Source organism: Rhodospirillales bacterium (assembly GCA_016699855.1).
In the GTDB taxonomy this organism is placed as follows: Bacteria; Pseudomonadota; Alphaproteobacteria; order Reyranellales; family Reyranellaceae.
In genome coordinates this window covers 21,352-46,861 of the sequence record CP064988.1, presented here as the reverse complement: position 1 = coordinate 46,861, position 25,510 = coordinate 21,352, and the positions used below count along the sequence as shown (strand labels likewise).

The 25,510-nt window shown below is 69.3% G+C and carries 24 protein-coding genes and 1 pseudogene; 17 read left to right on the top strand and 8 right to left on the bottom strand.

Annotated elements, in window-relative coordinates:
• The first annotated feature begins 4 nt into the window (after positions 1–4).
• The 12 genes from IPK81_00225 to gloA all read left to right on the top strand — a co-directional run bounded on the left by IPK81_00225 (position 5) and on the right by gloA (position 11,907).
• Positions 5–1,012 (top strand): DUF72 domain-containing protein, encoded by a 1,008-nt coding sequence (locus tag IPK81_00225; protein ID QQS12774.1) that lies wholly within the window; start codon positions 5–7, stop codon positions 1,010–1,012.
• 163 nt (positions 1,013–1,175) lie between these two features.
• Complete coding sequence (rpsB, locus tag IPK81_00220) at positions 1,176–1,970, top strand: 30S ribosomal protein S2 (GenBank protein QQS12773.1); 795 nt, start codon at positions 1,176–1,178, stop codon at positions 1,968–1,970.
• 132 nt (positions 1,971–2,102) lie between these two features.
• Complete coding sequence (locus IPK81_00215) at positions 2,103–3,029, top strand: elongation factor Ts (GenBank protein QQS12772.1); 927 nt, start codon at positions 2,103–2,105, stop codon at positions 3,027–3,029.
• 157 nt (positions 3,030–3,186) lie between these two features.
• The gene (locus IPK81_00210; protein ID QQS12771.1) at positions 3,187–3,912 is read left to right on the top strand and encodes a UMP kinase; all 726 of its coding nucleotides are present in this window, start codon (positions 3,187–3,189) and stop codon (positions 3,910–3,912) included.
• 4 nt (positions 3,913–3,916) lie between these two features.
• The gene (frr, locus tag IPK81_00205; GenBank protein QQS12770.1) at positions 3,917–4,474 is read left to right on the top strand and encodes a ribosome recycling factor; all 558 of its coding nucleotides are present in this window, start codon (positions 3,917–3,919) and stop codon (positions 4,472–4,474) included.
• A gap of 23 nt (positions 4,475–4,497) precedes the next feature.
• Positions 4,498–5,244 (top strand): isoprenyl transferase, encoded by a 747-nt coding sequence (locus IPK81_00200; protein QQS12769.1) that lies wholly within the window; start codon positions 4,498–4,500, stop codon positions 5,242–5,244.
• Positions 5,225–5,914 (top strand): phosphatidate cytidylyltransferase, encoded by a 690-nt coding sequence (locus tag IPK81_00195; GenBank protein ID QQS12768.1) that lies wholly within the window; start codon positions 5,225–5,227, stop codon positions 5,912–5,914. The genes IPK81_00200 and IPK81_00195 overlap by 20 nt, the downstream gene beginning before the upstream one ends.
• A complete protein-coding gene (locus IPK81_00190; protein QQS12767.1) occupies positions 5,908–7,107 on the top strand; it encodes a 1-deoxy-D-xylulose-5-phosphate reductoisomerase in 1,200 nt (399 codons plus the stop codon). The genes IPK81_00195 and IPK81_00190 overlap by 7 nt, the downstream gene beginning before the upstream one ends.
• Positions 7,108–7,128: 21 nt before the next feature.
• Entirely contained in the window at positions 7,129–8,532 is a 1,404-nt protein-coding gene (gene rseP, locus IPK81_00185) for an RIP metalloprotease RseP (GenBank protein ID QQS12766.1), read from the top strand.
• 76 nt (positions 8,533–8,608) lie between these two features.
• Positions 8,609–10,900: an outer membrane protein assembly factor BamA gene (gene bamA / locus IPK81_00180; protein QQS12765.1), complete on the top strand. Its 2,292-nt coding sequence runs from the start codon at positions 8,609–8,611 to the stop codon at positions 10,898–10,900.
• Positions 10,901–10,930: 30 nt separating this feature from the next.
• Positions 10,931–11,407, top strand: a complete 477-nt coding sequence (gene fabZ / locus IPK81_00175) for a 3-hydroxyacyl-ACP dehydratase FabZ (protein ID QQS12764.1) — start codon at positions 10,931–10,933, stop codon at positions 11,405–11,407.
• 119 nt (positions 11,408–11,526) lie between these two features.
• Positions 11,527–11,907: a lactoylglutathione lyase gene (gene gloA / locus IPK81_00170; GenBank protein ID QQS14902.1), complete on the top strand. Its 381-nt coding sequence runs from the start codon at positions 11,527–11,529 to the stop codon at positions 11,905–11,907.
• A gap of 10 nt (positions 11,908–11,917) precedes the next feature.
• On the opposite strand, the gene IPK81_00165 is transcribed toward gloA, so the two are convergent.
• From IPK81_00165 to IPK81_00155, 3 genes are all read right to left on the bottom strand, one after another.
• On the bottom strand, positions 11,918–12,106 hold the full coding sequence (locus IPK81_00165; GenBank protein QQS12763.1) for a hypothetical protein: 189 nt from the start codon (positions 12,104–12,106) through the stop codon (positions 11,918–11,920).
• Positions 12,107–12,121: 15 nt separating this feature from the next.
• Positions 12,122–13,423 (bottom strand): citrate (Si)-synthase, encoded by a 1,302-nt coding sequence (gltA, locus tag IPK81_00160; GenBank protein QQS12762.1) that lies wholly within the window; start codon positions 13,421–13,423, stop codon positions 12,122–12,124.
• A gap of 139 nt (positions 13,424–13,562) precedes the next feature.
• On the bottom strand, positions 13,563–14,966 hold the full coding sequence (locus IPK81_00155; protein QQS12761.1) for a glutamate--tRNA ligase: 1,404 nt from the start codon (positions 14,964–14,966) through the stop codon (positions 13,563–13,565).
• A 141-nt stretch (positions 14,967–15,107) separates the two neighbouring features.
• Here IPK81_00155 and IPK81_00150 point away from each other — a divergent pair, with 141 nt between their 5' ends.
• Positions 15,108–17,360: a ComEC/Rec2 family competence protein gene (locus IPK81_00150; protein ID QQS12760.1), complete on the top strand. Its 2,253-nt coding sequence runs from the start codon at positions 15,108–15,110 to the stop codon at positions 17,358–17,360.
• On the opposite strand, the gene lexA is transcribed toward IPK81_00150, so the two are convergent.
• Both lexA and IPK81_00140 read right to left on the bottom strand, forming a co-directional pair.
• Complete coding sequence (lexA, locus tag IPK81_00145) at positions 17,317–18,081, bottom strand: transcriptional repressor LexA (protein ID QQS12759.1); 765 nt, start codon at positions 18,079–18,081, stop codon at positions 17,317–17,319. The genes IPK81_00150 and lexA overlap by 44 nt on opposite strands.
• Positions 18,082–18,235: 154 nt before the next feature.
• Positions 18,236–19,453, bottom strand: coding sequence for a molybdopterin molybdotransferase MoeA (locus IPK81_00140; protein ID QQS12758.1), 1,218 nt, complete (start codon positions 19,451–19,453; stop codon positions 18,236–18,238).
• 153 nt (positions 19,454–19,606) lie between these two features.
• Here IPK81_00140 and IPK81_00135 point away from each other — a divergent pair, with 153 nt between their 5' ends.
• A complete protein-coding gene (locus tag IPK81_00135; GenBank protein ID QQS12757.1) occupies positions 19,607–20,386 on the top strand; it encodes a methyltransferase in 780 nt (259 codons plus the stop codon).
• Positions 20,387–20,402: 16 nt separating this feature from the next.
• On the opposite strand, the gene moaC is transcribed toward IPK81_00135, so the two are convergent.
• From moaC to trpD, 3 genes are read right to left on the bottom strand one after another with little or no spacing between them, the layout of a single operon-like run.
• A complete protein-coding gene (moaC, locus tag IPK81_00130; protein QQS12756.1) occupies positions 20,403–20,879 on the bottom strand; it encodes a cyclic pyranopterin monophosphate synthase MoaC in 477 nt (158 codons plus the stop codon).
• Between the two features lie 25 nt (positions 20,880–20,904).
• Entirely contained in the window at positions 20,905–21,759 is an 855-nt protein-coding gene (gene trpC / locus IPK81_00125; protein ID QQS12755.1) for an indole-3-glycerol phosphate synthase TrpC, read from the bottom strand.
• Positions 21,760–21,781: 22 nt separating this feature from the next.
• The gene (trpD, locus tag IPK81_00120) at positions 21,782–22,822 is read right to left on the bottom strand and encodes an anthranilate phosphoribosyltransferase (protein QQS14901.1); all 1,041 of its coding nucleotides are present in this window, start codon (positions 22,820–22,822) and stop codon (positions 21,782–21,784) included.
• Positions 22,823–22,948: 126 nt separating this feature from the next.
• Here trpD and IPK81_00115 point away from each other — a divergent pair, with 126 nt between their 5' ends.
• The 3 genes and pseudogenes from IPK81_00115 (at position 22,949) to IPK81_00105 (ending at position 25,465) form a co-directional block, all read left to right on the top strand.
• On the top strand, positions 22,949–23,146 hold the full coding sequence (locus IPK81_00115; GenBank protein ID QQS12754.1) for a heavy-metal-associated domain-containing protein: 198 nt from the start codon (positions 22,949–22,951) through the stop codon (positions 23,144–23,146).
• Positions 23,147–23,335: 189 nt separating this feature from the next.
• Positions 23,336–23,944, top strand: a complete 609-nt coding sequence (locus IPK81_00110; GenBank protein ID QQS12753.1) for a GtrA family protein — start codon at positions 23,336–23,338, stop codon at positions 23,942–23,944.
• A 13-nt stretch (positions 23,945–23,957) separates the two neighbouring features.
• A pseudogene (locus tag IPK81_00105) lies at positions 23,958–25,465 on the top strand (NAD(P)/FAD-dependent oxidoreductase).
• The last annotated feature ends 45 nt before the right edge of the window (positions 25,466–25,510 follow it).

Sequence of the window (25,510 nt, the reverse complement as noted above, 5' to 3'; positions counted from 1 at the left end):
GCCGGTGAGCGAGGAACTGCCGCTTCTCGGTCCGACGCCCGCCACCCGTCGCGGCGCCGGCGCGCTGCCGGCGCCGGCGGCCGGCTCGCCGTTGCGCGTGACGCCGCCACCAGACGTGTTCCTCGGCACGTCTTCGTGGTCGTTTCCGGGCTGGCAGGGGCTGGTGTGGGATGGCGACTACACGGCCGATACATTGGCCCGCGCCGGATTGCCCGCCTATGCCGCGCTGGGGCTGTTCCAGACGGTCGGAATCGACCGGACGTTCTACGCGCCACTGTCCGACGAGGCGTTCGGAGCCTATGCCCGCCAGGTGCGGGACGGGTTCCGCTTCCTGGTGAAGGCGCCGCAGGCGGTGACGGACGCGGTGATCCGCCTCGAAGGCGGGCGATCGAGCGGCCCCAACCCTCGCTATCTCGACGCGGCGTTCGCGATCGCGCGGTTCGTCGAACCGGCGATGGCCGGGCTGGGCGACAAGGCGGGGCCCTTGGTGTTCCAGTTTCCGCCGGCGCCGCGGGAGATCCTCGCCGAACCGGCGGAATGGGTCGGTCGGTTGGCCACGTTTCTAGGCGCGCTGCCGCGCGTCGTCGGCGGCCGCCGGCCGCTCTATGCCGTCGAGCTGCGGAACGCCGAATTGGTGACGCCGCGGCTAGTGCGGACGCTGGACGAGCAGGGCGTGCGCTACGTCGTGGGCTTGCACGCCCGGATGCCCGCCTTGGAACGACAGGCCGCCGCCTTGGAGCGCATGGCGCCCGGCCCCGTGGTCGTGCGCTGGAGTTTGCACTCCGGCTTCAAATACGAGCAGGCCAAGAGCCGCTATTTCCCGTTCGACCGCATCGTCGACGACGATCCGACGACCCGGAACGCGCTCGCCCGGCTGGCGGCGGACGCGTTCCGCGCCGGCCATCCCGTCTGGATCATCGTCAACAACAAGGCCGAGGGCAGCGCGCCGCTGTCGCTGTACCGGCTCTACATGGCGATGATCGGGCTGATCGGCGGCGTTCCGGCCGCCTGAGCGGCCGGAACGCCGGCCAAAGGCGCTTGCCAAACCCTTGATACGCCGTTAGAAGCCGCTCCCATCTCGCACGCGGGGACGCGGTCGAAGGGGAGACATCCCGACGACCGCTCCGGTGTCCGCAAGGACGACCCCCGCGGAGGCATAACCGGAGAAATTGGACATGGCGATTCCGTCGTTCACGATGCGTCAGCTCCTCGAGGCTGGCGTCCATTTCGGCCACCACACGCGCCGTTGGAACCCCAAGATGAAGCCGTACCTGTTCGGGGTGCGCAACGGGGTCCACATCATCGATCTCACGCAGACCGTGCCCCTGCTCGAGCAGGCGATGAAGGTGGTGCGCGACACCGTCGCCGCCGGCGGCCGCGTGCTGTTCGTCGGCACCAAGCCCGCCGCCGCCGAGCGCGTCGCCGACGCCGCCAAGCGCTGCGGCCAGTACTACGTCAACCACCGCTGGCTCGGCGGCATGATGACGAACTGGCAGACGATCTCGGCCTCGATCAAGCGCCTGCGCGAGCTCGACGCCAAGCTGGCCGGCGACATCGTCGGCCTGACCAAGAAGGAGCAGCTCAACATGACGCGCGAGCGCGACAAGCTCGAGCGCGCGCTGGGCGGCATCAAGGAGATGGGCGGCCTGCCCGACCTGCTGGTCGTGATCGACACCAACAAGGAGGCGATCGCGGTGCTCGAGGCGCGCAAGCGCGGCATTCCGATCATCGCCATCCTCGACAGCAACTCGGATCCGGATGGCATCACCTACCCGGTGCCGGGCAACGACGACGCCATCCGCGCGGTGTCGCTCTACTGCGACCTGATCGCCGGTTCGGTGCTGGACGGCATCCGCGAGGAGATCAAGGCCTCGGGCGGCGATGTCGGCGCGGTCGCCGAGCCGCTGCCGGAGGAGCTCCCGGACATCACCGCCGCGGCCCCGGAGGCCACGGCCGCGCCGGCCGAATGAGCCGGTCGACCCTCTAGTCCCAGTCGGTCGGCCGGTCGCGAGACCGGCCGACTCGTATCCAGACGCGCCGGACGCGGCGCCATTCGGAAGACCGGGCGCGCGGGCGCGCCCCGAAATCGTGGAGAGACGGACATGGCCGAGATCACAGCCGCCCTCGTGAAGGAACTGCGCGAGAAGACCGGCGCAGGCATGATGGACTGCAAGAAGGCGCTGGCCGAGACCGCGGGCGACATCGAGGCCGCCGTCGACTGGCTGCGCAAGAAGGGCCTGTCGGCCGCCGCCAAGAAGGCCGGCCGCGTCGCCGCCGAGGGTCTGGTCGGCGTCGCCTCCGACTGCGCCTCCGGCGCCGTCGTCGAGGTCAACTCGGAGACGGATTTCGTCGGCCGCAACGACAAGTTCCAGGCCTTCGTGGGCGAGGTCGCCCGCATCGCGCTGGCCGCCGGCGGCGACGTGGCGAAGATCGCCGCCGCCCCGTATCCGGGCGCGGGCCGCGACGTCCAGGGCGAGCTCACCAACCTGATCGCGACGGTCGGCGAGAACATGTCGCTGCGCCGCGCGCGCAAGCTGTCGGTCGGGCAGGGCGTGGTCGCGTCGTACATCCATACCGCCGTGACGCCGAACCTCGGCAAGATCGGCGTCCTGGTCGCGCTGGAGTCGACGGGCGACAAGGCGAAGCTGATGGCGTTCGGGCGCCAGCTCGCGATGCACATCGCCGCCGCCAATCCGCAGTCCGTGTCGGTCGCCGATCTCGACCCCGCCGCCGTCGAGCGCGAGCGCCAGGTCCAGACGGATCTCGCCGCCCAGTCCGGCAAGCCGCCGGAGATCGTCGCCAAGATGGTCGAGGGTCGTCTGCGCAAGTTCTACCAGGACGTCGTACTGGGCGAGCAGACCTACGTGATCGACGGCGAGAGCAAGGTCGCCAAGGCGGTCGAGGCGGCCGGCAAGGACGCCGGCGGCGCCATCAAGATCGCCGGCTTCGCCCGCTTCCAGCTCGGCGAGGGCATCGAAAAGAAGGAAAGCGACTTCGCCGCCGAGGTGATGGCGCAGGCGAAGGTCTGACGTCCGGCCCGGGCCTCGCGGCCCGGGTTTACCGCATCTGGCTGGTAGGCGCGCACGGAGCCCCAAAATACCGTGCGCACCCCGGCGTCTGGTGTAATATTCGCCGCCCGTCGCCGCCGTCGCCGGGCCAACGCCCGGTAACCGGCAGAGGCCGAAGATGTCCGCTGTACCCGCGTATCGCCGCGTGCTGCTCAAGCTCTCGGGCGAAGGGCTCATGGGCGAGCGGGAGTACGGTCTCGACCCGAAGATGCTCGGCAGCATCGCCGCCGAGATCCGCCGCGTGCACGAGATGGGCGTCCAGGTCTGCCTCGTGATCGGCGGCGGCAACATCTTCCGCGGCGTCGCCGGCGCGGCGTCGGGCATGGAACGGGCCAGCGCCGACTACATGGGCATGCTCGCGACGGTCATCAATTCGCTGGCGTTGCAGAACGCGCTCGAGAAGATCGGTATCAGCACGCGGGTCCTGTCGGCGATCCCCATGACGACGGTGTGCGAGCCGTACATCCGCCGCCGCGCGGTACGCCACATGGAGAAGGGCCGCGTGGTGATCTTCGCCGCGGGCACCGGCAACCCGTTCTTCACCACCGACACCGCCGCCGCGCTCCGTGCCGCCGAGATGGGCGTCGGCGCGATGCTGAAGGCGACGCAGGTCGACGGCGTCTACTCCGCCGATCCCCGGAAGGATCCGACGGCGCGCCGCTACGACCGGCTCACCTACCTCGAGGTGCTGTCGCGCGACCTCCAGGTGATGGACGCGTCGGCGATCTCGCTGGCGCGCGAGAACCGCATCCCGATCATCGTCTTCGACCTGCACAAGACCGGCGGCTTCGCCGAGGTCATGCGCGGCGAGGGCACCTTCACGATCATCACGGACGAGGAGTGACCAGATGGCCGCCCCCAATCTCGCGGAGTTCGACAAGCGCATGGACGGCGCGCTCGACGCGCTCAAGAAGGAGTTCACCGGGCTGCGCACGGGGCGCGCCTCACCGAGCCTGCTCGAGCCGGTGATGGTCGACGCCTACGGCCAGCGCATGCCGCTGAACCAGTGCGGCACCGTCAGCGCGCCCGAGCCGCGCATGCTGTCGATCCAGGTCTGGGACAAGGGCCTCGTGGTCGCGGTCCAGAAGGCGATCCGCGAGGCCGGTCTGGGCCTCAACCCCGCCGCCGACGGCACGCTGGTGCGCGTGCCGATCCCGCCGCTCAACGAGGAGCGCCGCAAGGAGATCACGAAGATCGCGCACAAATACGCGGAGCAGGCGCGGGTCGCGGTGCGCAACGTGCGCCGCGACGCGATGGAGGCGTTGAAGAAGGCCGAGAAGGACGGACACATCTCGCAGGACGACATCCGCAAGCAGCAGGACGACGTCCAGAAGCGCACCGACCGCCACATCAAGATGGTCGACGAGTCGCTCGCCGCGAAGGAGAAGGAGATCATGACGGTCTGACGGCCGTCGGATCGTCGCCCGGCATGTCGCTCGCAGCCGCCACCGCGCCGCAAGCCGCCGACCAGGCGGCGGTGCCGAAGCATGTCGCGATCATCATGGACGGGAACGGCCGCTGGGCGAAGGCGCGCGGCCTGCCGCGCACCGCCGGTCACCGGCGCGGCGTCGAGACAGTGCGCGACACCGTGCGTGCCGCCGGCGAGCTGGGCATCGCCTACCTGACGCTGTTCGGCTTCTCGACCGAGAACTGGAAGCGCCCGGCCGACGAGGTCGGCTATCTGATGGGATTGCTGCGCCACTATCTGCGCAACGAGCTCGACTCGCTGGCCGGGGAGGGCGCCCGGCTGCGCGTCGTCGGCGACCGCGCCGGCCTCGCGACAGACATCGTCGATCTGATCGCCACGGCCGAGGAGCGCACGCGCGGCAACGTCCGCATCAACGTCACCATCGCGCTCAACTACGGTGGCCGCGCCGATATCGCGCAGGCGGCCCGGGCGCTGGCCGAGATGGCCCGGCGGGGCGAGATCGACCCGGCCGCGATCGACGAGACCGCCCTGTCGGCGCGGCTCTTGACCAACGGGATCCCCGATCCGGACATCCTGATCCGGACCAGCGGGGAGCAGCGCATCAGCAACTTCCTGCTGTGGCAGTCTGCCTACGCCGAGCTCGTGTTCACGGATACGCTCTGGCCCGATTTCGGCAAGGCCGACCTCGAGGCCGCCATCGCCGAGTTCCGCGGCCGGGAACGCCGTTATGGCACCGTCTCGAGCTGAGGCCGCGTCGGGCGGCCGGTTTCGCGATCTCACGATCAGGGCGGTGTCGGCCGCGGTCCTGGCGCCGCTCGCGCTGGCGGCGGTGTGGTTCGGGTTCCCCTGGTACGACCTGATGGTGGCGCTGGCGGCCGTCGCCATGCTGTCGGAGTGGCGACGGATGGCCGGCGGGTTCACCCATCCGGTCTGGCTGGCGTCGGGCTCGTTCTATCTCGTCGCCGCCGTGGTCGCGGCGTTGTGGCTGCGCCACGACGCCCGAATGGGACAGCTGACGATCCTCTGGGTCCTGGCCGTCGTATGGGCGACCGACATCTTCGCGTTCTTCGCCGGCCGGGCGATCGGCGGGCCGAAGCTGGCGCCGAGGATCAGCCCCGGAAAGACATGGTCCGGTCTGGCCGGCGGCATGGCCGCGGCGGCGGCGGCCTCGGCCGTGTTCTCGGTCTGGAGCGCGGCCCCGCTGTCGTCGCTGTGTTTCTGGGGCGCCGCGACCGCGGTCGTGGCCCAGGCCGGCGATCTGCTCGAATCGGCGGCCAAGCGGCGGTTCGGGGTCAAGGATTCGGGCACGCTGATCCCCGGCCACGGGGGCATTCTCGACAGGGTCGACGGGCTCGTCGCGGCGCTCCTGCTCGTCGCGATCGCCCGGCTCCTCGGCGGCGGGAGCGTCCCGTGGTAGCGGCCGTGGACGCCGCGCCGCGCTCCGTCACCATCCTCGGATCGACGGGTTCCGTGGGCGTCAGCACGCTCGATCTGATCGGACGCCAGCCGGAGGCCTTCGCCGTCGAGGCGCTGACGGCGCACCGTGACGTCGATTCGCTCGCGGCGCAGGCGCGGCGTCTGGGCGCGCGGCTGGCGGTGATCGCCGATCCGGCGCGCTACGCGGCGCTGAAGGACGCGCTCGCCGGTTCGGAGGTCGAGGCCGCCGCCGGACCGGCGGCGCTGGAGGAGGCGGCGTCCCGCCCCGCCGAGTGGGTGATGGCCGCCATCGTCGGCTTCGCGGGATTGATGCCGACCTTGGCGGCGGCGGCCCGCGGCGCGACGATCGCCCTGGCCAACAAGGAGGCGCTGGTCTGCGCCGGCGGCCTGTTGCTCGACGCGGTGCGCAAGGGCGGTGGCCGGTTGCTCCCGGTCGATAGCGAGCACAACGCCATTTTCCAGAGCCTCGAGACCGCCAACCGCCGGCACGTCGAGCGGTTGATCCTGACGGCGTCCGGCGGGCCGTTCCGGACCCGGACGCTGGCCGAGATGTCGGCGGCCACGCCGGCGCAGGCGCTGGCGCATCCCAATTGGGATATGGGCGACAAGATATCCATCGATTCCGCGACCATGATGAACAAGGGCCTCGAGCTGATCGAGGCCCACCATCTCTTCGACATGGCGGCCGACCGGATCGAGATCGTGATCCACCCGCAATCCGTGATCCACTCGATGGTCGCCTACGCCGACGGCTCGGTGCTGGCGCAGCTCGGATCGGCCGACATGCGCATTCCGATCGCCCACGCGCTGGCATGGCCCGCCCGGATGGCGACGCCCGCCAACCGCCTCGATTTCGCCGCCTTGGGAGCGCTTACCTTCGAGCCGCCCGATCCGGTGCGGTTTCCGGCCTTGCGGCTCGCCCGGGAGGCCTTGCAAACTGGCGGGTTTGGGCCCACAATCCTCAATGCGGCCAACGAGATAGCGGTGGAAGCTTTCTTGTCATTGCACATCCGGTTTACCGATATCGCTGAGGTCGTCGAGGCGACGCTTGAGCGATTCGGAGCCGGTGGCGCGTCCCGGGGGGCGGCGGACACGGTGGCGGATCTTCGCGACGTCGACGCGCGGGCGCGCGTCGCGGCGACGGCGATCTGCCGTGGCATCGCGGTCGGATAGCGAAAGAAGAGTGCGCATCATATGAGTTTCATCCCGCTGATCCGCGACAACTTCATCCTGTTCGTGCTGATCATCTCGTTGCTCGTGTTCGTGCACGAGTACGGCCATTACTGGGTCGGCGTGAAGTGCGGCATCAAGGCCGAGGTCTTCTCCATCGGGTTCGGACGGGAGATCTGGGGTTGGACCAGCCCCAAGACCGGAACGCGCTGGCGGTTGTCGATCCTGCCGCTGGGTGGATACGTGAAATTCCTTGGCGACGCGAACGCCAGCGGTGCCGGCGCGCCGGACGACAAATTGTCGGCGGAGGAGCGAAAGCGGGCCTTCCATACGCAGCCGCTCGCGGCGCGCGAGGCGGTCGTCGCGGCCGACCCAGCGGCCAACCTGATCTTTGCCGTCATCGTGCTGGCGATCATGAACCTGGTCCACGGCCAGCCCTACACGCAGCCGCAGGTCGTCGTGATCGAGGCCGACGGCGCCGCCGCCCGGTTCGGGATGAGGACTGGCGACACCATCCTGTCCATCGGCGGGCGCTCGGTCGACAGTTTCGAGGACATCATCACCGTCGCGCAGCTCAATCCCGGCGTGCCGCTGACCTACACCGTCGCGCGCGACGGCAAGACGATCTCGGGAACGGTCACGCCGGTGGCGCGCGACTACGTCGACCGATTCAAGAACACGCATCGCCTCGGCGACCTCGGTGTCGCCAGCGTCAACGCGCTCCCGGTCGTGGGCCGTGTCGCGCCGGACAGCGCCGCCGAGCGCGCCGGCATCCGCCCGGGCGATCGGGTCATCGAGATCGCCGGACAGGCGATCGAGCATTTCGGCCATATCCCGCTGATCATCCGCACCCGGCCCGACATGCCGACGCCGATCCGGCTCGAGCGGGACGGGCGGATGATCGATATCGTGGCCACACCGGGGCGGATCGAATCGACCGACGCCGACGGCAAACCCAAGGTCGAGGGACGGCTCGGCTTCACCAACGGCGCCGTCTCGATCGTGCGCCGCCTCGGCCCCGTCGACTCGACGACCAGCGCGGTGGCGCAGGTCTGGTACATGTCCGGCACGATCTACACCGTCATCAAGCAGATCGTCCTCGGGCTGCGGCCGGCGTCGGAGATCGGCGGACCGATCCGGATCGCCAAGACGACGGGGGAGGTGGCGCAGCTCGGCTGGCCCGCGATCATCATGTTCGTGGTCGGCCTGTCGGTCACCCTCGGGGTCTTCAACCTCGTCCCGATGCCGATGCTCGATGGCGGCCATCTGCTGCTGTACGCCATCGAATGGCTGCGCGGGGAGCCGCTCTCCGCCCGGGCCCAGGACATGGGTTTCCGGATCGGATTCGCGGCCGTCGTGAGCCTCATGGCGTTCGCCACCTGGAACGACATCACGGATCTGGCCCAGCGCTGGTTCCTGGCGCCATAAAGGGCTTGGATAAAGCGACCGCGCTCGGGTAAAAAACCGGTCACGACTGCGAAGACCCTTCGGGGCTGGGGGCCTTTTGAATCGGTTCACGCGCTTTTTGGCGGTTTGCGCCCTGATCTTCGCAGGTGTCGCCGCGGGAATCCCGGCGGCGCAGGCGCAGCGCGGGCCTGCGGCGCCCGGAGGCGTGGTCACCAGCATCGTCGTCCAGGGCTCCAGCCGGGTCGAGCTGGAGACCATCCGCTCCTACATCTCGCTGAAGGAAGGCCAGCCGTTCGATCCGGAGGCGGCCGACCGTTCGCTGAAGGCGCTGTTCGCGACGGGCCTGTTCTCCGACGTGACGTTCCAGCGCGACGGCGGGACGCTGATCGTCAAGGTGGTCGAGAATCCGATCATCAACCGCATCGCGTTCGAAGGTAACAAGAAGCTCGACGACGACCAGCTCAAGCAGGAGATCCAGACCAAGCCGCGCACCGTGTTCACGCGCGCCAAGGTCCAGGCCGACGTCAAGCGCCTCCTCGAGGTGTACCGCCGGTCCGGCAAGTTCAACGCCTCGATCGAACCCAAGGTCATCAAGCTCGAGCAGAACCGCGTCGACCTCGTGTTCGAGATCTCCGAGGGCGACACCACCGGCATCCGGCGCATCACGTTCATCGGCAACGAGCGGTTCAAGGACGGCACGCTGCGGGAGAAGATCCGCACGACCGAGTCGGCGTGGTACCGGCTGTTCACGTCGGACGACCGCTACGATCCGGACCGCATCAACTTCGACAAGGAGCTGCTGCGGAAGTTCTACCTGTCGGAGGGCTACGCCGATTTCCGCGTGCTGTCGGCGGTGGCCGAGCTGGCGCCCGACCGCGAGGGCTTCTACGTCACGTTCACCATCTCCGAGGGCGAGCGCTACAAGTTCGGCAAGGTCGACGTCACGTCGCGCTTCGAGGGCCTCGATGTCGACGCGATCAAGGCCCTGGTGACCGCGCGCGAGGGCGATTGGTACAACGCCGAGCGCGTCGAGCAGACGATCACGGCGGTGTCGGAGGCGGTCGGCACGCTCGGCTACGCCTTCGTCGACGTCCGGCCGAACATCAAGCGCAACAAGGAGACGTTGACCGTCGACGTCACCTTCGACATCCAGGAGGGCCCGCGGGTCTATGTCGAGCGCATCAACATCTCCGGCAACACGCGCACGCTCGACAAGGTGATCCGGCGCGAGTTCCGCCTGTCCGAGGGCGACGCCTTCAACACCGCCAAGCTGCGCCGCTCGCAGCAGCGCCTGCAGAACCTCGGCTTCTTCGAGAAGGTGGACATCTCCAACCAGGCGGGCGCGAGCCCGGACAGGACCGTCATCGAGGTCAACGTCGTCGAGCAGAGCACCGGCGAGATCTCGTTCGGCGCCGGCTTCTCGACCTCCTCCGGCCCGCTGGCCGACATCTCGGTCCGCGAGCGCAACCTGCTCGGACGCGGCCAGGATCTGCGCTTGAGCCTGTCGCTGGGCACCAAGAGCACCCAGGTCGACCTCAGCTTCACCGAGCCCTTCTTCCTCGACCGCAACGTCGCGGCCGGGTTCGACGTGTTCCGCATCACCCGCGACAATCAGAAGAGCAGTTCGTACGACGAGAAGTCGATCGGATTCGCCCTGCGCGCGGGCTGGAGCCTGTCCGAGAACACCCGGCAGAGCGTCAAGTACACGCTCCACCAGGACAAGATCAGCAACGTCGGCGAGAACGCGTCCGCGATCATCAAGCAACAGGCGGGCACGACCGTGACGTCGGAGTTCGGCACGTCGATCGCGTGGGACACCCGCGACAACCGGCAGGCGCCGACCAAGGGGACCCTGGTCCGCTACTCCCTGGACATCGCCGGAGCCGGCGGCACCGAGCACTACGTCCGCAACAAGGTCGACGCCGCCTGTCACTACTCGGTGTTCGACGAGGTCGTGTTCTCTCTGATCGGCCAGGCTGGCGTGATCGTCGGCCTCGGCGGCGACAATGTCAGTATCAACAGCCGGTTCTTTCTGGGGGGCGACAATTTCCGCGGCTTCGCGACCGGTGGCGTCGGGCCGCACGACGGCGGCGACGCGCTTGGTGGCAAGTATTTCTACGTCGCCTCGGCCGAGTTCAGCTTCCCGATCGGCTTGCCGCGCGAGATCGGCATCCTCGGCAAGGCTTTCATCGACGCCGGCAGCCTGTGGGCGCCCGAGGAGAAGGACGCCACGACCCAGGACAGCAAGTCCATCCGCGTGACGGCGGGCGTCGGTGTCCAGTGGGTGTCCCCGTTCGGGCCGATCCGCGTCGACTACGCCCTGCCGATCCGGAGGGAGAAGTTCGACAAGGTCGAGAATTTCCGCTTCAGTTTCGGCACGCGTTTCTAGACCGCCATGGACCGCCCCGGATCGACCGACATGAGGGACAAACCGACAGGCGAGGAGGCCGGGCGGCTGGACTCGCTGGACATCCTGCGGATCGTGCGGATGATCCCGCACCGCTATCCGATGCTTCTGGTGGACCGCGTGGTGGATATCCGCCACGGCGAGAGCTGCGTCGGCATCAAGAACGTCACGATCAACGAGCCGTTCTTCCAGGGCCATTTCCCGGCCGCGCCGGTGATGCCCGGCGTGCTGATCGTCGAGTCGATGGCGCAGACCGCCGCCGTCCTCGTGGTCCAGACGCTCGGCCCCGAGGCCGAGGGCAAGCTGGTCTACTTCATGTCGATCGACGGCGCCCGTTTCCGCCGCCCGGTCACGCCGGGCGACCGGATGGAAGTGCACGTCCGCAAGCTCCAGAGCCGGCAGAGCGTGTGGAAATTCGAAGGCAAGGCCGTGGTCGACGGCAAGGTCGTCGCCGAGGCCACTTTCGCGGCGATGATCCGCGACAACTGACGCCGGCGCCGGACCGCGCCGCGCGGGAACATCGGACGGAGGACGCGATGGACGGAAGCTACGCGCCGGCGGCGGCGCTCAACGCCAGGACCGTCTCCGAACCGGCCCCCGGGCACAGCATGCTCCACACGATGATCCGCGTCATGGATCTGGAGAAGTCGGTCGATTTCTACACCCGTCTGCTGGGCATGAAGCTGCTGCGCGCGCGCGACGTGCCGGACGGCAAGTACAGCCTCGCCTTCGTCGGCTACGGATCGGAAAAGGACAGCTCGGTCGTCGAGCTGACCTTCAACTGGGGCCAGGACAAACCCTACGACCAGGGCAACGCCTTCGGCCATCTCGCGATCGGCGTGCCCGACGTCTACAAGGTCTGCGAGCGGCTCGCCGCCGACGGCGCCCGCATCACCCGGGCGCCGGGTCCGGTCAAGTTCGGCACGACGGTGATCGCGTTCGTCGAGGACCCGGACGGCTACAAGATCGAGCTGATCCAGCGCGGTTGACCGCGCGCGTTCACCTTCCAAAGACCAGGCCGGCCGCCACCACGGCGATGATGATCGCGACCGGCGCGGCGAGCCTCAGGTAGCGCGCGCCGGCCCAGACGTTGTCGTTGGCCGGCCGTCCGACGCGGACGACGCGGGTGGCGCGGCGCAGGACGTGGTCCTCCGCCGTCTCGCGCGAACGCCGGCCGCGGGCGGCCACGGGCGCCGCCCCGCGTCAGCCGCGGGCGTGGATGGGGACGTAGGCGCGCTCGGTCTTGCCCGTGTAGAGCTGGCGGGGCCGGCCGATCTTCTGCTGGGGATCCTCGACCATCTCGCGCCACTGCGAGATCCAGCCGACCGTGCGCGCCACCGCGAACAGCACGGTGAACATCGACACCGGGATGCCGATCGCCCGGAAGATGATGCCGGAATAGAAATCGACGTTGGGATAGAGCTTCTTCGAGATGAAGTAGTCGTCCTTGAGCGCGAACTCCTCCATCTCCATGGCCAGCTCGAGCAGCGGATCGCCCTTGATCCCGAGCGCCGCCAGCACCTCGTGGCAGGTCTTGCGCATCACCGTCGCGCGCGGGTCGAAGTTCTTGTAGACGCGGTGGCCGAAGCCCATCAGCCGCGTGTGGTCCTCCTTGTCCTTCACGCGGGACAGGAACGGGCCGATGTTGGCTTTGCCGCCGATGTGCTGGAGCATGTTGAGCACGGCCTCGTTGGCGCCGCCGTGGCTCGGACCCCACAGCGACGCGATGCCGGCCGCGATGCAGGCGAACGGGTTGGCGCCCGACGAGCCGGCGAGCCTGACCGTCGACGTCGAGGCGTTCTGCTCGTGGTCGGCGTGCAGCATCAGGATGCGGTCCATCGCCTTCTCGACGACCGGATTGACCTCGTACTCCTCGGCCGGCACGCCGAACAGCATGCGCAGGAAGTTGCCGGGGTAGCTGAGGTTGTTCTGGGGATACAGGAACGGCTGGCCGATCGAATACTTGTAGGCCATGGCCGCGATCGTCGGCATCTTCGCGATCAGCCGGTACTGGGCGATCATGCGCTGGTGCGGATCGTTGATGTCGAGCGAGTCGTGGTAGAACGCCGACAGCGCGCCGACGACGCCGCAGCAGACGGCCATCGGATGGGCGTCGCGGCGGAAGCCCTGGTAGAAGCGCGTGATCTGCTCGTGCACCATGGTGTGGCGCATGATCCCGCTGTTGAACGCCTTCTTCTGGTCGGCGTTCGGCAGCTCGCCGTTCAGCAGCAGGTAGGCGACCTCCATGAAGTCGCTCTTCTCGGCCAGCTCGGCGATGTTGTAGCCGCGGTGCAGCAGCACGCCCGCCTCGCCGTCGATGTACGTGATCTTGGATTCGCACGATCCGGTCGACGTGAAGCCGGGGTCGTAGGTGAACATGCCGGTCTGGCCGTAGAGCGAGCGCACGTCGACGACGTCGGGACCGGTCGTGCCCTTCATGACCGGGAACTTCCAGTTCTTGCCCGTCACGTCGTCGGTGAGGGTCATCGTCTTGTTGCTGTTCATGGCTCCACCCTTCGTTCGAACAATCCGTCGCCCATCGGCCGCGCGCGCGTAGCCGCGCTCGCGCGGCATGGTGTCCGTCGCCACCCTAACAAGCGGCGCCGCGTCGCGCAATTACGTCAGGAATCCTGCCGGAACAGCGTTATGCCGCCGCCGCGCGCAACCGCGCCAGCGATTCGTCGCGACCCAGGATCGCGAGCACCTCGAAGATGCCGGGCGAAACCGTCGAGCCCGTCAGCGCGACGCGCAGCGGCTGGGCGACGGCGCCCAGCTTGACGCCGGCGGTCTCGGCATAGGCCTTGACGGCCGCCTCCAGCGCGCCCTCCGTCCAGTCGCCGGTCGCGGCGATGGCGTCGGCGACCCGGCCCGTGAGCGCCTTGGCTTCGGTCGTCATTTGCGCGCGCGCCTTGTCGTCGGCGATCGGCGGGGCGCCGGCGCGGGCGTAGAAGGCGAGGCCGGCGGCCAGTTCCGGGACGGTGCGTGAGCGCTGGCGCACCCCGTCGAAACCGCGGCGGACACGGTCCTCGGCCACCACTTCGAGCGGTCCTCCGATGGTCGCCTCAAGCGCCGGCCGGACCAGCGGCAGCAGAATCTCGACCGGTGTCTCACGGAGATACTGCGCATTCAGATTGGTCAGCTTGGCGAAGTCGAACCGCGCCGGCGACTGGCCGACATGCTCGAGGTCGAACCACTCGATCGCCTTGGCCGTCGGGATGATCTCGTCGTCGCCATGGCTCCAGCCCAGCCGCAGCAGGTAGTTGCGCAGCGCCTCCGGCAGGAAGCCCATGTCCCGGTAGGCGTCGACGCCGAGGGCGCCGTGCCGCTTGGACAGCTTCGCGCCGTCCGGCCCGTGGATCAGCGGGATGTGCGCGAACTCCGGAATCCGCCATTCCAACGCGTTGTAGAGCTGGACCTGCCGGAAGGTGTTCGTGTGGTGGTCGGCGCCGCGGATGACGTGGGTGATGTCCATGTCGTGGTCGTCGACCACCACCGAGAGCATGTAGACCGGCGTGCCGTCGGAGCGCAGCAGGACCATGTCGTCGAGCTGCTCGTTCTGGATCGTGACGGCACCGAGCACCCGGTCGACGACCGTCGTCGCCCCGGTCTGCGGCGCCTTCAGGCGGACGACGGGCTTGACGCCGGCCGGCGCGTCCTTGGGGTCGCGGTCGCGCCAGCGCCCGTCGTAGCGCATAGGCCGGCCCTCGGCGCGGGCGCGCTCCCGCATCTCGTCGAGCTCCTGCGGCGAGGCGTAGCAATGGTACGCGCGACCCTCGGCCAGCAGGCGGTGCGCGATCTCGGCGTGCCGCGCGGCGCGGCTGAACTGGAAGACGATGTCGCCGTCCCAGTCGAGACCGAGCCAGGCGAGACCCTCCTGGATCGCCTTGATCGCCTCGTCGGTCGAGCGCTGGCGGTCGGTGTCCTCGATCCGCAGCAGGTATTTGCCGCCGTGCCGTCGCGCGTAGAGCCAGTTGAACAGCGCCGTTCGGGCGCCGCCGATGTGCAGGAAGCCGGTGGGCGAGGGGGCGAAACGGGTGACGACAGTCATACGGGAACGGGTCCGGGGCGTGCGGGTTGTCGGCTGGGGCGGGAAGCTCGCGGCGTTCCCGGCGGCCCTGCTTTTGTCACAAAAGCCCGCCTAGCATAAGCCATGACCTCGCCGCCCGCGCGTTAAGGCGTCCGGGATCCGATGAGCCTCGCCGGATCCACCGCTCCAACGGCCACCGCGGCCACCGCGGCCGCGCCGGCGCGGATTCGCGCATATGTCGCGGGGCGCCTGCTGGCGGAGCGCGACCGCTGGGCGCTCTGGATTCCGGTGGCGCTGGGCGCCGGCATCGCCTGCTACTTCGAACTGCCGGTCGAGCCTCCGCTCTGGGCCGGTCCGGCGATCGCGCTCCTGGGTGTCGCGATCGCCTTCGCGGCGGTGGCGGGTCGACCGCTGGCCTTCGCCATCGTCGCCTTCGGTCTCGGGCTCGGTGTCGTGACGTGGCGCACGCACGACGTCGCCGCGCCGGTGCTGCCGCGCGCGTATGGCCCGGCGCCGATCGAGGGCCGCGTCGTCGAGGTGACGCTGTTGCCGGAGGGCAGGCGGGTCGTGCTCGACCGCGTCGCGTTGCGGGGCGTGCGCGCCGAGGCGACGCCCGCGCGGATCCGCCTCACGCTGCCGCGCGCCGGCGGCACGTTCGCGACCGGCGACCGGATATCGATCGTGGGCAATCTCTCGCCGCCGCCGGGACCGGCCGCGCCCGGCGCCTTCGACTTCCAGCGCTTCGCCTGGTACCAGCGGCTCGGCGCCGTCGGTTACGCCATGGGCCAGCCCGTGGTCGTCCAGCGCGGCGCGCCCGACGGCGTGATCATGCGGATCGACGAGCTGCGGAGGCGGTTGTCGGCGCGGATCGTGGCCGCCCTGCCGGGCGACGCCGGCGCGATGGCCGCCGCGCTGATCGTCGGCGACCAGAGCGGCATCTCGCGCGAGACGATGCAGGCGCTGCGCGATTCCGGCCTCGCCCATCTGCTGTCGATCTCCGGGTTGCACATCAGCTTCGCGGCCGTGCTCGTGATGGGACTGGTGCGCTACGGTCTCGCGCTGATCCCGCGCGTCGCGCTGCGTCACCCCATCAAGAAGTGGGCGGCGCTCGCGGGCATCGCCGGCGCCGGGTTCTACACGCTGCTGGCGGGCGCGCCGGTTCCAGCGCAGCGGTCGTTCCTTATGCTGTCCATCGTGCTGCTCGCCGTGCTGGTCGACCGCTCGGCGCTGACGATGCGGCTGGTATGCTGGGCGGCGGCGGTGATCCTCGTGATCCTGCCCGAAAGCCTTGTCGGCGCCAGCTTCCAGCTGTCGTTCGCGGCCGTCGTCGCTCTGATCGCCGCGTGGGAGACGTGGCGGCCGCTGCGCGCGCGATGGCGCGCGCGCGCGGCCGCCGGAGGGCGCGACACCGTGGCGGCGCGCCTCGGCACCCACGTCGCGGCGTCGATGTTCACGACCATCGTGGTGAGCCTCGCGACGGCGGGATTCTCCATCTACCATTTCAACCGCCTGAGCCTGCTCGGCGTCGTCGCCAACCTCATCGCCGTGCCGTTGACCGGCATCTGGGTCATGCCGTTCGGCCTGGCGGCCATGCTGTTGATGCCGTTCGGACTCGAAGGCTGGGCGCTCGCGGCCATGGGCTGGGGGATCGACGCGATCATCGAGGTCGGCCGGCAGACGGCGGCGTGGCCAGCCGCCGCCGCCGTGGCGCCGGCGCTGCCCGGCGCGTCGCTGTGGCTCCTGACCATCGGCGGCCTGTGGCTGTGCCTGTGGCGGGAGACGTGGCGGCTGTTCGGGCTCGCGCCCGTCGTCGCGGCCTTCGCGCTGGGGCTCTGGTCGCGGCCGCCCGACGTGCTGGTCAGCGAGGACGCACGTCTGGTCGGGGTGCGTTCGGCCGATGGCGGCATGATGCTGTCCTCGCCCCGGATCCAGCGCTTCGCGGGCGAGACATGGGTGCGGCGCGCGGGCGCCGACGGGCCGGGGCTCTGGCCGGTCGGCACCCTCAGCGCGGACGGCCGCCTGCGATGCGATTCTCTGGGCTGTCTCTACAGTCGTGACGGGCGGCGCGTGGCCATCGTCAACCGCACGGAGGCGCTGGCCGACGATTGCGGCGCGGTGGACGCCATCGTGTCGCTGGTGCCGGTCCGACGACGGTGTCCGGGCGCGGTGGCGGTCGTCGACAGGTTCGATCTCTGGCGCCATGGATCGCACGCGCTATGGATCGATCCCGGGGGCGCCTTCAGGATAGAGACGGCGCGCGGCTTGCGCGGTGAGCGACCGTGGGTGCCCCAACCCGAGAAACGTCCCAGGGCTACGACCGAGGGCGCGGCCTCCCCGTTCAAAGGCCGGCGCGAGACAGCGCCGCCGCCGGCTAGAAGCGGCGGTACAGCCCCACCAGCCGTCCCTGCACCTTGACCCGGTCGGGACCGAAAATGCGCGTCTCGTAGCGGGGGTTGGCAGGCTCCAGCGCGATCGACGCGCCCTTACGACGCAGGCGCTTCAGCGTCGCTTCGCCGTCGTCGACAAGTGCCACGACGATGCTGCCGTTCTCGGCCGTGTCGCCGCTGCGGATGATCGCGATGTCGCCGTCGCTGATGCCGGCGTCGACCATCGAATCGCCCTCTACCTCCAAGCAGTAGTGGGCGCCGGTGCCGAGCATCGAGGCGGGCACGTCGATGGTCGTGGTGTTGTCGCGTAGCGCCTCGATCGGCGTGCCGGCGGCGATCTTGCCGTAGAGCGGCAGCGACAACGCGCCGGCCTCGTTCGCCGGCACCATAGCGCCGGGCATGGCGTGGCGGAAATCGCCCTTGATCACCTGTGGGACGAACGCCGCGCCGGCGGGCTCGCGCATGCCGATGGTCGTGGCCGAGCGGCTCGGGGCGGGAAGGAAGGCCGGATCAGGCAGGTGCGGCACGGCGGCCGCCTCCGGCAGTCGAATCACTTGAAGCGCCCGCGCGCGATGCGGCAGGCGGCGCAGGAACCCGCGCTCCTCCAGCCCCGTGATCAGGCGATGGATGCCCGATTTGGACTGGAGCTTCAGGGCTTCCTTCATCTCGTCGAACGAAGGCGACACGCCGTCCTCGCTCAGACGCTTGTTGATGAACACCAGCAGCTCGTACTGTTTGCGGGTGAGCACGTTCGGAACCTCTCCAGTCGCCTACGAACGCATCATAGAACGAAACGGGAATATCCACAACGGTTCTATTTTAGTTCATGTATAAAGTCGCCGCGCACGTCGGACATGCTTGGCGTGAAATTCGAGATCGATGGTGTCGCGGTCCGTGCGGCGTTCAGAACGGGGCGCCAAGCGTCTCGAAGTCGATAACGTCGATCGGCGCGCCCTTCGCGCGCGTGGGATCGTGCGCCGGGCGGACGATCAGCCCGTCGGCGGCGGCCAGCGTCGACAGCATCGAGCTGTCCTGAACCGCGGCCGGCGTGGCGACCAGAACGCCGTCGGAACGGCGTTTGAGCCGCGCCCGGACGTAGTCCTGACGGTTGTCGTTGGCGCCGACGTCGACCCCGAGGATGGCCGGGCTCATGGCGACGGCGCCGCCCGCGCCCCCCGCCAACCGGTCGATCGCCGGCCTCAGGAACAACAGCGCGCAGACCATCGTGGACACCGGATTGCCGGGGAGGCCAAGGGCCAGGCAGCCGGGACGCTCGGCCACCATCAACGGCTTGCCCGGCCGCATCGCGATCCGCCAGAAGTCCAGCGCGAAGCCCTGGCTGGAGAGGACGCCCTGCACGAGGTCGTGGTCGCCGACCGACGCGCCACCCAGCGTGACGAGAACGTCGAAACCGGCGCCGGCCGCGACGCGTGCGCCGATCTCCTCGACGCGGTCACGCGCGATGCCCAGCAGCGTCGGCTCGCCGCCCCACCCGCGCACCAACGCGGCCACGGCCAGCCCCGACGACGACACGATCTGGTTGGCGCCGACTGGCTCGCCGGGCATCACGAGCTCGTCGCCGGTGGCGAGGATCGCCACCCGCGGCGCCTTGTGCACGGTCAGCCACGGCACGTTCATCGCCGCCGCGAGCGCGATGTCGCGGGGAGTCAGGCGCCTGCCCGCGGCGATGCCGACCCCGCCGGCGGAGAAATCCAATCCGCGCCGCCGGATGTGGCGTCCCTTCTGGGCGCCTTCGAGGATCGTGACGGCGCCCGCGGCGTCGGCCGCGGTGTTCTCTTGGATGACGATAGTGTCCGCGCCCGCCGGGAGCGGACCGCCGGTGAAGATGCGCACCGCCTCGCCGTGCCCGAGCGTGCCGGCGTAGGCGCCGCCGGCCGGGGCCTGGCCGACGACACGAAACTGAACCGGCAACTTGGCGCAGTCCTCGGCGCGGACGGCGTAGCCGTCCATCGCCGAGAGGTCGGCGGAGGGTTGGTCGAGGCGCGCGACCACCGGCTCGGCGAGGATGCGCCCGACGGCGTCGGCGATCGACACGGTCTCGGCCGGCAGCGGCGCGACCTTGGAGACAATTCGATCCAGCGCTTCATCGACCGAGAGCATGACGTGCGCGTTCCTCGTTGCGTTCAGCCGACGCGCCGCGTCGGCGGCCGGAGCATAGCCGGCCCGCGACCGCGCGGCGAGCGCTGGCGCGGCTCGACAGCGGCGTCGGGCGCGCGCTCTACTGAGGCCGCTCGACACTGGATGGAGGCCGTGATGCACCGTGGATCGACCGGACATGCCGCCGCGCTCGCGCTCTTGCTCGGGCTATCGGCCACCACGCCGGCGGCGGGGCAGGGCGCCTTGACGCCGTTCCAGGAGCGCGTCCGCGAGACTTTGGCGCTGCCTCAGCGGGCGCCGGAGAGCCGCGCGCGCGACGCCGAGCGGGAGCCCGTCAAGGCGCTGGGGTTCTGCCGCATGCGCGAGGACATGCGCGTGGTCGAATTCGGCCCCGGCGCCGGCTGGTATACCGAGATCCTGGCGCCGCTGCTGCGGGAGAAGGGCGAACTGCATATCGCGGCGCGGCCCGCCGCGCTGGCGCGTCTTGAGCGGTTCCTGGCGCAGGAATCGATGGCGCGGGTGCGCAAGGTTCCGCTAGCGATGGAGTACGACGCGGCGCGCGGCCGCTTCATCCTGGAGCGCGTCGACCTCGGCGTGACCGGCGTGGATCTCGTCATCAGCTTCCGCGAATACCACGCGTTCGATCCCGCCGGCGGCCGCGCCTTCAACAAGGCCGTGTTCGACGCGCTCAAACCCGGTGGCCTGTACTGCGTGAAAGACCACACCCGCCGGCACATGGAGGTCGATGGACCCGAGAACCGCCGTCGGGTCGATCCGATGCGCGTCGTGCTCGAGGCGCAGGCCGGGGGACTGAGGCTGGTGGCGTTCGCGGACACGTTCGCGCGCGCCGACGACGAGCTGCGCTACGAGGTCGGGCGCCGCAGCGTCAGCGGCAACACCGACAGGTTCATGTTGTTGTTCGAGAAGCCGAGGTGAACCGCGACGGCGGCGCTCAGGGCGCGTCGAAGACGCCCGATTTGCCGCCGGATTTATGGACCAGCCGGATTTCGGTGATCGTCATCGCGCGGTCGACCGCCTTGCACATGTCGTAGACGGTCAGCGCCGCCACCGACGCCGCCGTCAGCGCCTCCATTTCGACGCCGGTCCGGCCCGACAGTTTGCAGGTCGCCTCGATGTCCACGGAGGATCGCGCCGCGTCGCACGACAGCGTGACCGCCACGGACGTCAGCGCCAGCGGATGGCACAGCGGGATCAGATCGGGCGTCCGCTTCGCCGCCATGATGCCGGCGAGCTGTGCGACGGCGAGCACGTCGCCCTTGCGCATGCCCTTGTCCTGGATGAGCTGGAGCGTCTCCGGCAGCATCCGCACCGACGCCCGGGCGACCGCCATTCGCTCGGTCGCCGCCTTGTCGCCGACATCGACCATGCGGGCGTTGCCGGCGGCGTCGAAATGGGTGAGGTCGCTCATGGGGTCGATCTCCCGCAGGCTCGGCTCACGCCGCGGCCGGGGCGGCGAGCAGCGCCCGCACCGCCGCCTCGACGTCCGGTTTGCGCATGAAGCTCTCACCGATCAGGAAGCAGGAGACACCGGCGCGCGCCATCCGGGCGAGATCGGCCGGCGAGTCGAGGCCGCTCTCGGAGATCGCGAGGCGGTCGGGTGGAACGAGGTTGGAGAGTCGGACCGTGGTCGCCAAATCAACAGATAATGTCTTTAGATTTCTGTTGTTTATACCGATTAATTCAGAATTTAGCTTAAGTGCGCGATCAAGCTCCGGCTGATCGTGAACTTCGACGAGAACATCCATCCCGAATGCCTTGGCGCGGCCGCAGAGATCGGCCGCGAGCGCGTCCTCCAGACAGGCCATGATCAGGAGAACGCAATCCGCCCCCAGCGCCCGGCTCTCGGTGATCTGGTAGGGGTCGATCATGAAGTCCTTGCGCAGGGCCGGCAGCGCGCAACTCGCCCGGGCGGCGGCGAGGAACGCGTCGTCGCCTTGGAAGTAGGGTCCGTCGGTCAGGACCGACAGGCAGTCCGCGCCACCGGCGGCGTAGGCACGCGCCAGCGCAGGCGGGTCGAAATCGGCGCGGATCAGACCCTTCGACGGCGACGCCTTCTTGATCTCGGCGATCAGCCCGTACCGGCCGGCGGCGCGCGCCGCCCGCAGGGCGCGCGCGAACCCCCGCGGCGCGTCGGCGTTCGAGCGGATTCGCGCCTCGAGCGTCGCCAGCGGCGTTTCCCGCTTCCGTTGGGCGACCAGCTCCGCCTTGTCGGCGCAGATCTTGTCGAGCGCCGTTCCGGTGGCCGCGAAGCCGGCGATCAGCCGTAGCGTGGAGGGGTCTGCGGGCATCGGGCTTCCCGTGCGTGGCGTGTCAGGTCTTTGGCGCGCCACAGATGGCGATGAGGCGTTCGAGGCAGACGCGGGCGCGTCCGGATGCGATCGACTCGGCCGCCAGCGCCGCGCCCGCCTTCAGATCGGCGGCCTTCCCCGCCACCATCAGCGCGGCGGCGGCGTTGAGCAGGACGATATCGCGGAACGCGCCCGCCGCGCCAGCCAGCACGGCCCGGATCGCGTCGGCGTTGTGCGCCGGATCGCCGCCCTTGAGCGACGCCAGCGTGGCTCGCGGAATCCCGGCGTCCTCCGGTGCGATCTCGAACTCCCGCACGGAGAAGGCGCCGTCGGGGCCGCGGATCATCTCGGCGGCGTAGGTCGTCGTCGTGGTGGTGATCTCGTCCATGCCGTCGGCGCCGTGCGCCACCAGGACCCTCGCGAGGCCGAGCTTCCCCAGCGCCTCTGCGACGGGACGGACCCATTTGCGATCATAGACGCCGACCAGCTGGAGCGACACCAGGGCGGGGTTGGAGAGCGGTCCGAGCATGTTGAAGATGGTGCGCGTCGGCGCCAGCTCTACGCGCGGACCGGCGACGTTGCGCATCGCGCCGTGGTGCCGGGGCGCCATCAGGAAGCAGATTCCGGCTTCGCGCAGGGATCGCTCCAAGGTCTCGACGGGGACCTCCATGCCCACGCCCAGCGCGCCCAGCACGTCGCCGGCGCCGCTCTTCGACGTGAAAGCCCGGTTTCCGTGCTTCGCGACCGGCACGCCGGCGCCGGCGACGACCAGCGCCGTCGCGGTCGAAACGTTGTAGGTGCCGTGGTGGTCGCCGCCGGTGCCGACGATGTCCATCGCGCCCGGCGGGGCGTCGACCTTGAGGACCTTGGCGCGCAGCACGCGGGCGCCGCCGGCGAGCTCGTCGACGGTCTCGCCACGCACGCGCAGCGCCATCAGGAAGGCGCCCATCTGGGCGGGGGTGGCGTCGCCGGCCGTCATGATATCGAAGGCGCGCTCGGCCTCGTCCATGGTCAGGCTTGCGCCGGTGCCGACCTTGGCCAGCAGCCCCCGGAAATCGTCGATGTCGCCGCTCACGCCGGCCGCTCCTCGCCCGTTCGGTCGCGGCTCCTATACCGGATGGCGCCATGCCGCGTCGACTCGGCCCGCGAGGCGGCTATAGTCGCGGCGGGCGCGGGAAGCGAGGAAGCGATGCAAACGGTCCAGGTTCGCGGCATGACATGCGGAGGATGCGTCAGGTCCCTGACGGTGTCGCTCGAGCGGGCGGGCGTGAAACCGCTCTCGGTCGACCTCGCGTCCGGGATCGTGGCGGTGCCGGACGGAGTGGACGCCACGGTCGTGCGACGCGCGATCGAAGCGGCCGGATTCGTGGTCGCCGACCGAGGCTGACCCGTCCGGGGGAAACCGACGGGGCGCGATTTCAGGCGGAAGTTCGTCGCGACGGTGCCGAAGATGTCGCCTTGGCACCAGCCGAGGGTTCCTGCGGTTGCCAATGTTCTTGCTATTTTAGATTAAATTCTATATCTAGTGACATGAACTAATTGGAAGATTTAATTTTTAATCTAAAAGGTTAACTCGTTGAGCCTCCAAGCGGAATTCCCTCTTTCGCCGGCTGACGCACTTTCGACGCGCGAGGCGACCGTTCGCGGTGCGTCGGTTGCAGGCGCGCGAGGGAACGGATTCACTACCGTCCTGAAGCGCGCGGCGCGGCTCTTCCTGTCCAGGCGGTTCGCGACGTTCCTCGTGTTCGGCGGCCTGGCCGCGGTCGTCAATCTCGCGGTCGGCCGACTGCTCTATGGCACGTCGGGCGGCGCCGCCGGCATGCTGCCGTACTGGTTGGCGGTCGGGATCGGCTCCGCCGCGGGGCTGCTGGTCAATTTCGGGCTGAACTACGCCTATAATTTCCGCTATGGCGGCCGCACAGCCGGCGCCCAGTTGCGCACGTTCATCGTCGTGGCGGCCGGGGGCGTCGCGCTGACGGCGGTGATCGCCCAGGCGGCGCGCGGGACCTTCGCGGCCCTCGGTTACGACCGCGCGCTCGACATCGCCGGCGTGCCGGTGGACCCGGCCTTCGCGGCCCACGTCGTCGCCACCGGCCTCGTCACTTTCTATTCGTTCGCGGCGCATAGCGCCTTCTCGTTCAACGCCGGGCTGCGCTCCGCCGTCGCCCGCGCGCTCGCGCGCTGAAAGGACCGACCCCATGACCGCCCTCAAGCCCTCGACCGTGTGCATCGGCGCCGGCCCGGCCGGACTGACCGCCGCGTACCAGCTCACCAAGGCCGGCGCGCCCGTGACGGTGTTCGAGCGCGACGCGCGCAACGTCGGCGGAATCTCGCGCACGGAGAGCTACAAGGGGTTCCGCTTCGACATCGGCGGTCACCGCTTTTTCTCCAAATCGCGCGAGGTCGAGGCGCTATGGAGCGAAATCCTCGGCGACCAGTTCATCGACCGTCCGCGCAAGTCGCGGATATTCTACCAGCGCAAGCTGTTCGACTATCCGCTGCGGGCGTTCGACGCGCTGTTCAAGCTCGGCGTGTTCGAATCGCTGCTGTGCATGGCGTCGTATGGCAAGGCGCGGCTGCGGCCGATCGCGAAGCCGCGCAGCTTCCAGGAGTGGGTGACCAACCAGTTCGGCCACCGGCTGTTCAGCATCTTCTTCAAGACCTACACCGAGAAGGTGTGGGGCATGAAGTGCTCGGACATCTCGGCGGATTGGGCAGCGCAGCGCATCAAGGGGTTGTCGCTGGGCACCGCCGTCTGGAACGCGCTGATGCCGAAAAAGCCGCGGTCCAAGGAGCAGACGATCAAGACGTTGATCGACAGCTTCCGCTATCCGAGGCTCGGTCCGGGCCAGATGTGGGAATCGGCAGCGGCCCATGTCGAACGGCAGGGCGGCAGCGTGGTGCGCGGCGTCGATGTCGTGCGGCTCGCGCGCGACGCCGGCAACGGGTCGTGGTCGGTGACCGCGCGCGGCGTCGACGGCGAGGAACGCACGATCGAGGCCGACCATGTGATCTCGTCGGCGGCGATCGCCGAGCTGGCGGACTGCATCGAGCCGCGGCCTCCGGAGGCCGTGGTCGCGGCCGCCAAGGCGCTGCGCTACCGCGATTTCATCACCGTGGCGCTGGTCGTGAAGGACCGCGAGCGCTTCGACGACAACTGGATCTACATCCACGAGCCCGGCGTGAAGGTCGGCCGAATCCAGAACTTCAAGTCGTGGTCGCCGGACTGGTGCCGGATCCGTCGCTGAACTGCTACGGGCTGGAGTATTTCTGCTTCGAGGGCGACGACCTCTGGACGTCGAGGGACGAGGATCTCGTCGCGCTGGCGAAGAGGGAACTGGTCCATCTCGGCCTCGCCGCCGAGGACGAGGTCGTCGACGGTCACGTCATCCGCCAGCCCAAGGCGTACCCGGTATACGACGACCACTACCAGGCCAACGTCGAGACCTTCCGCAAGTGGGTCGAGACGGAAGCGCCGGGCCTCCACCTCGTCGGCCGCAACGGCATGCACAAGTACAACAACCAGGACCACGCCATGATGACGGCGATGCTGACGGCGGAGAACATCCTCGCCGGGCACGCCAAGTGGGACGTGTGGCAGGTCAACCAGGACGCCGAGTACCACGAGGCGGGCGCCGCCAGCGCTGTCGGCTTCGGCGAACGCCTCGTGCCGGGACGCGTCGGCGGGACCGCGACGGCGCCGTGACGATCCAGTAGGCGGCGCGAACGTCGCACGTTGGCGCCGCCGACC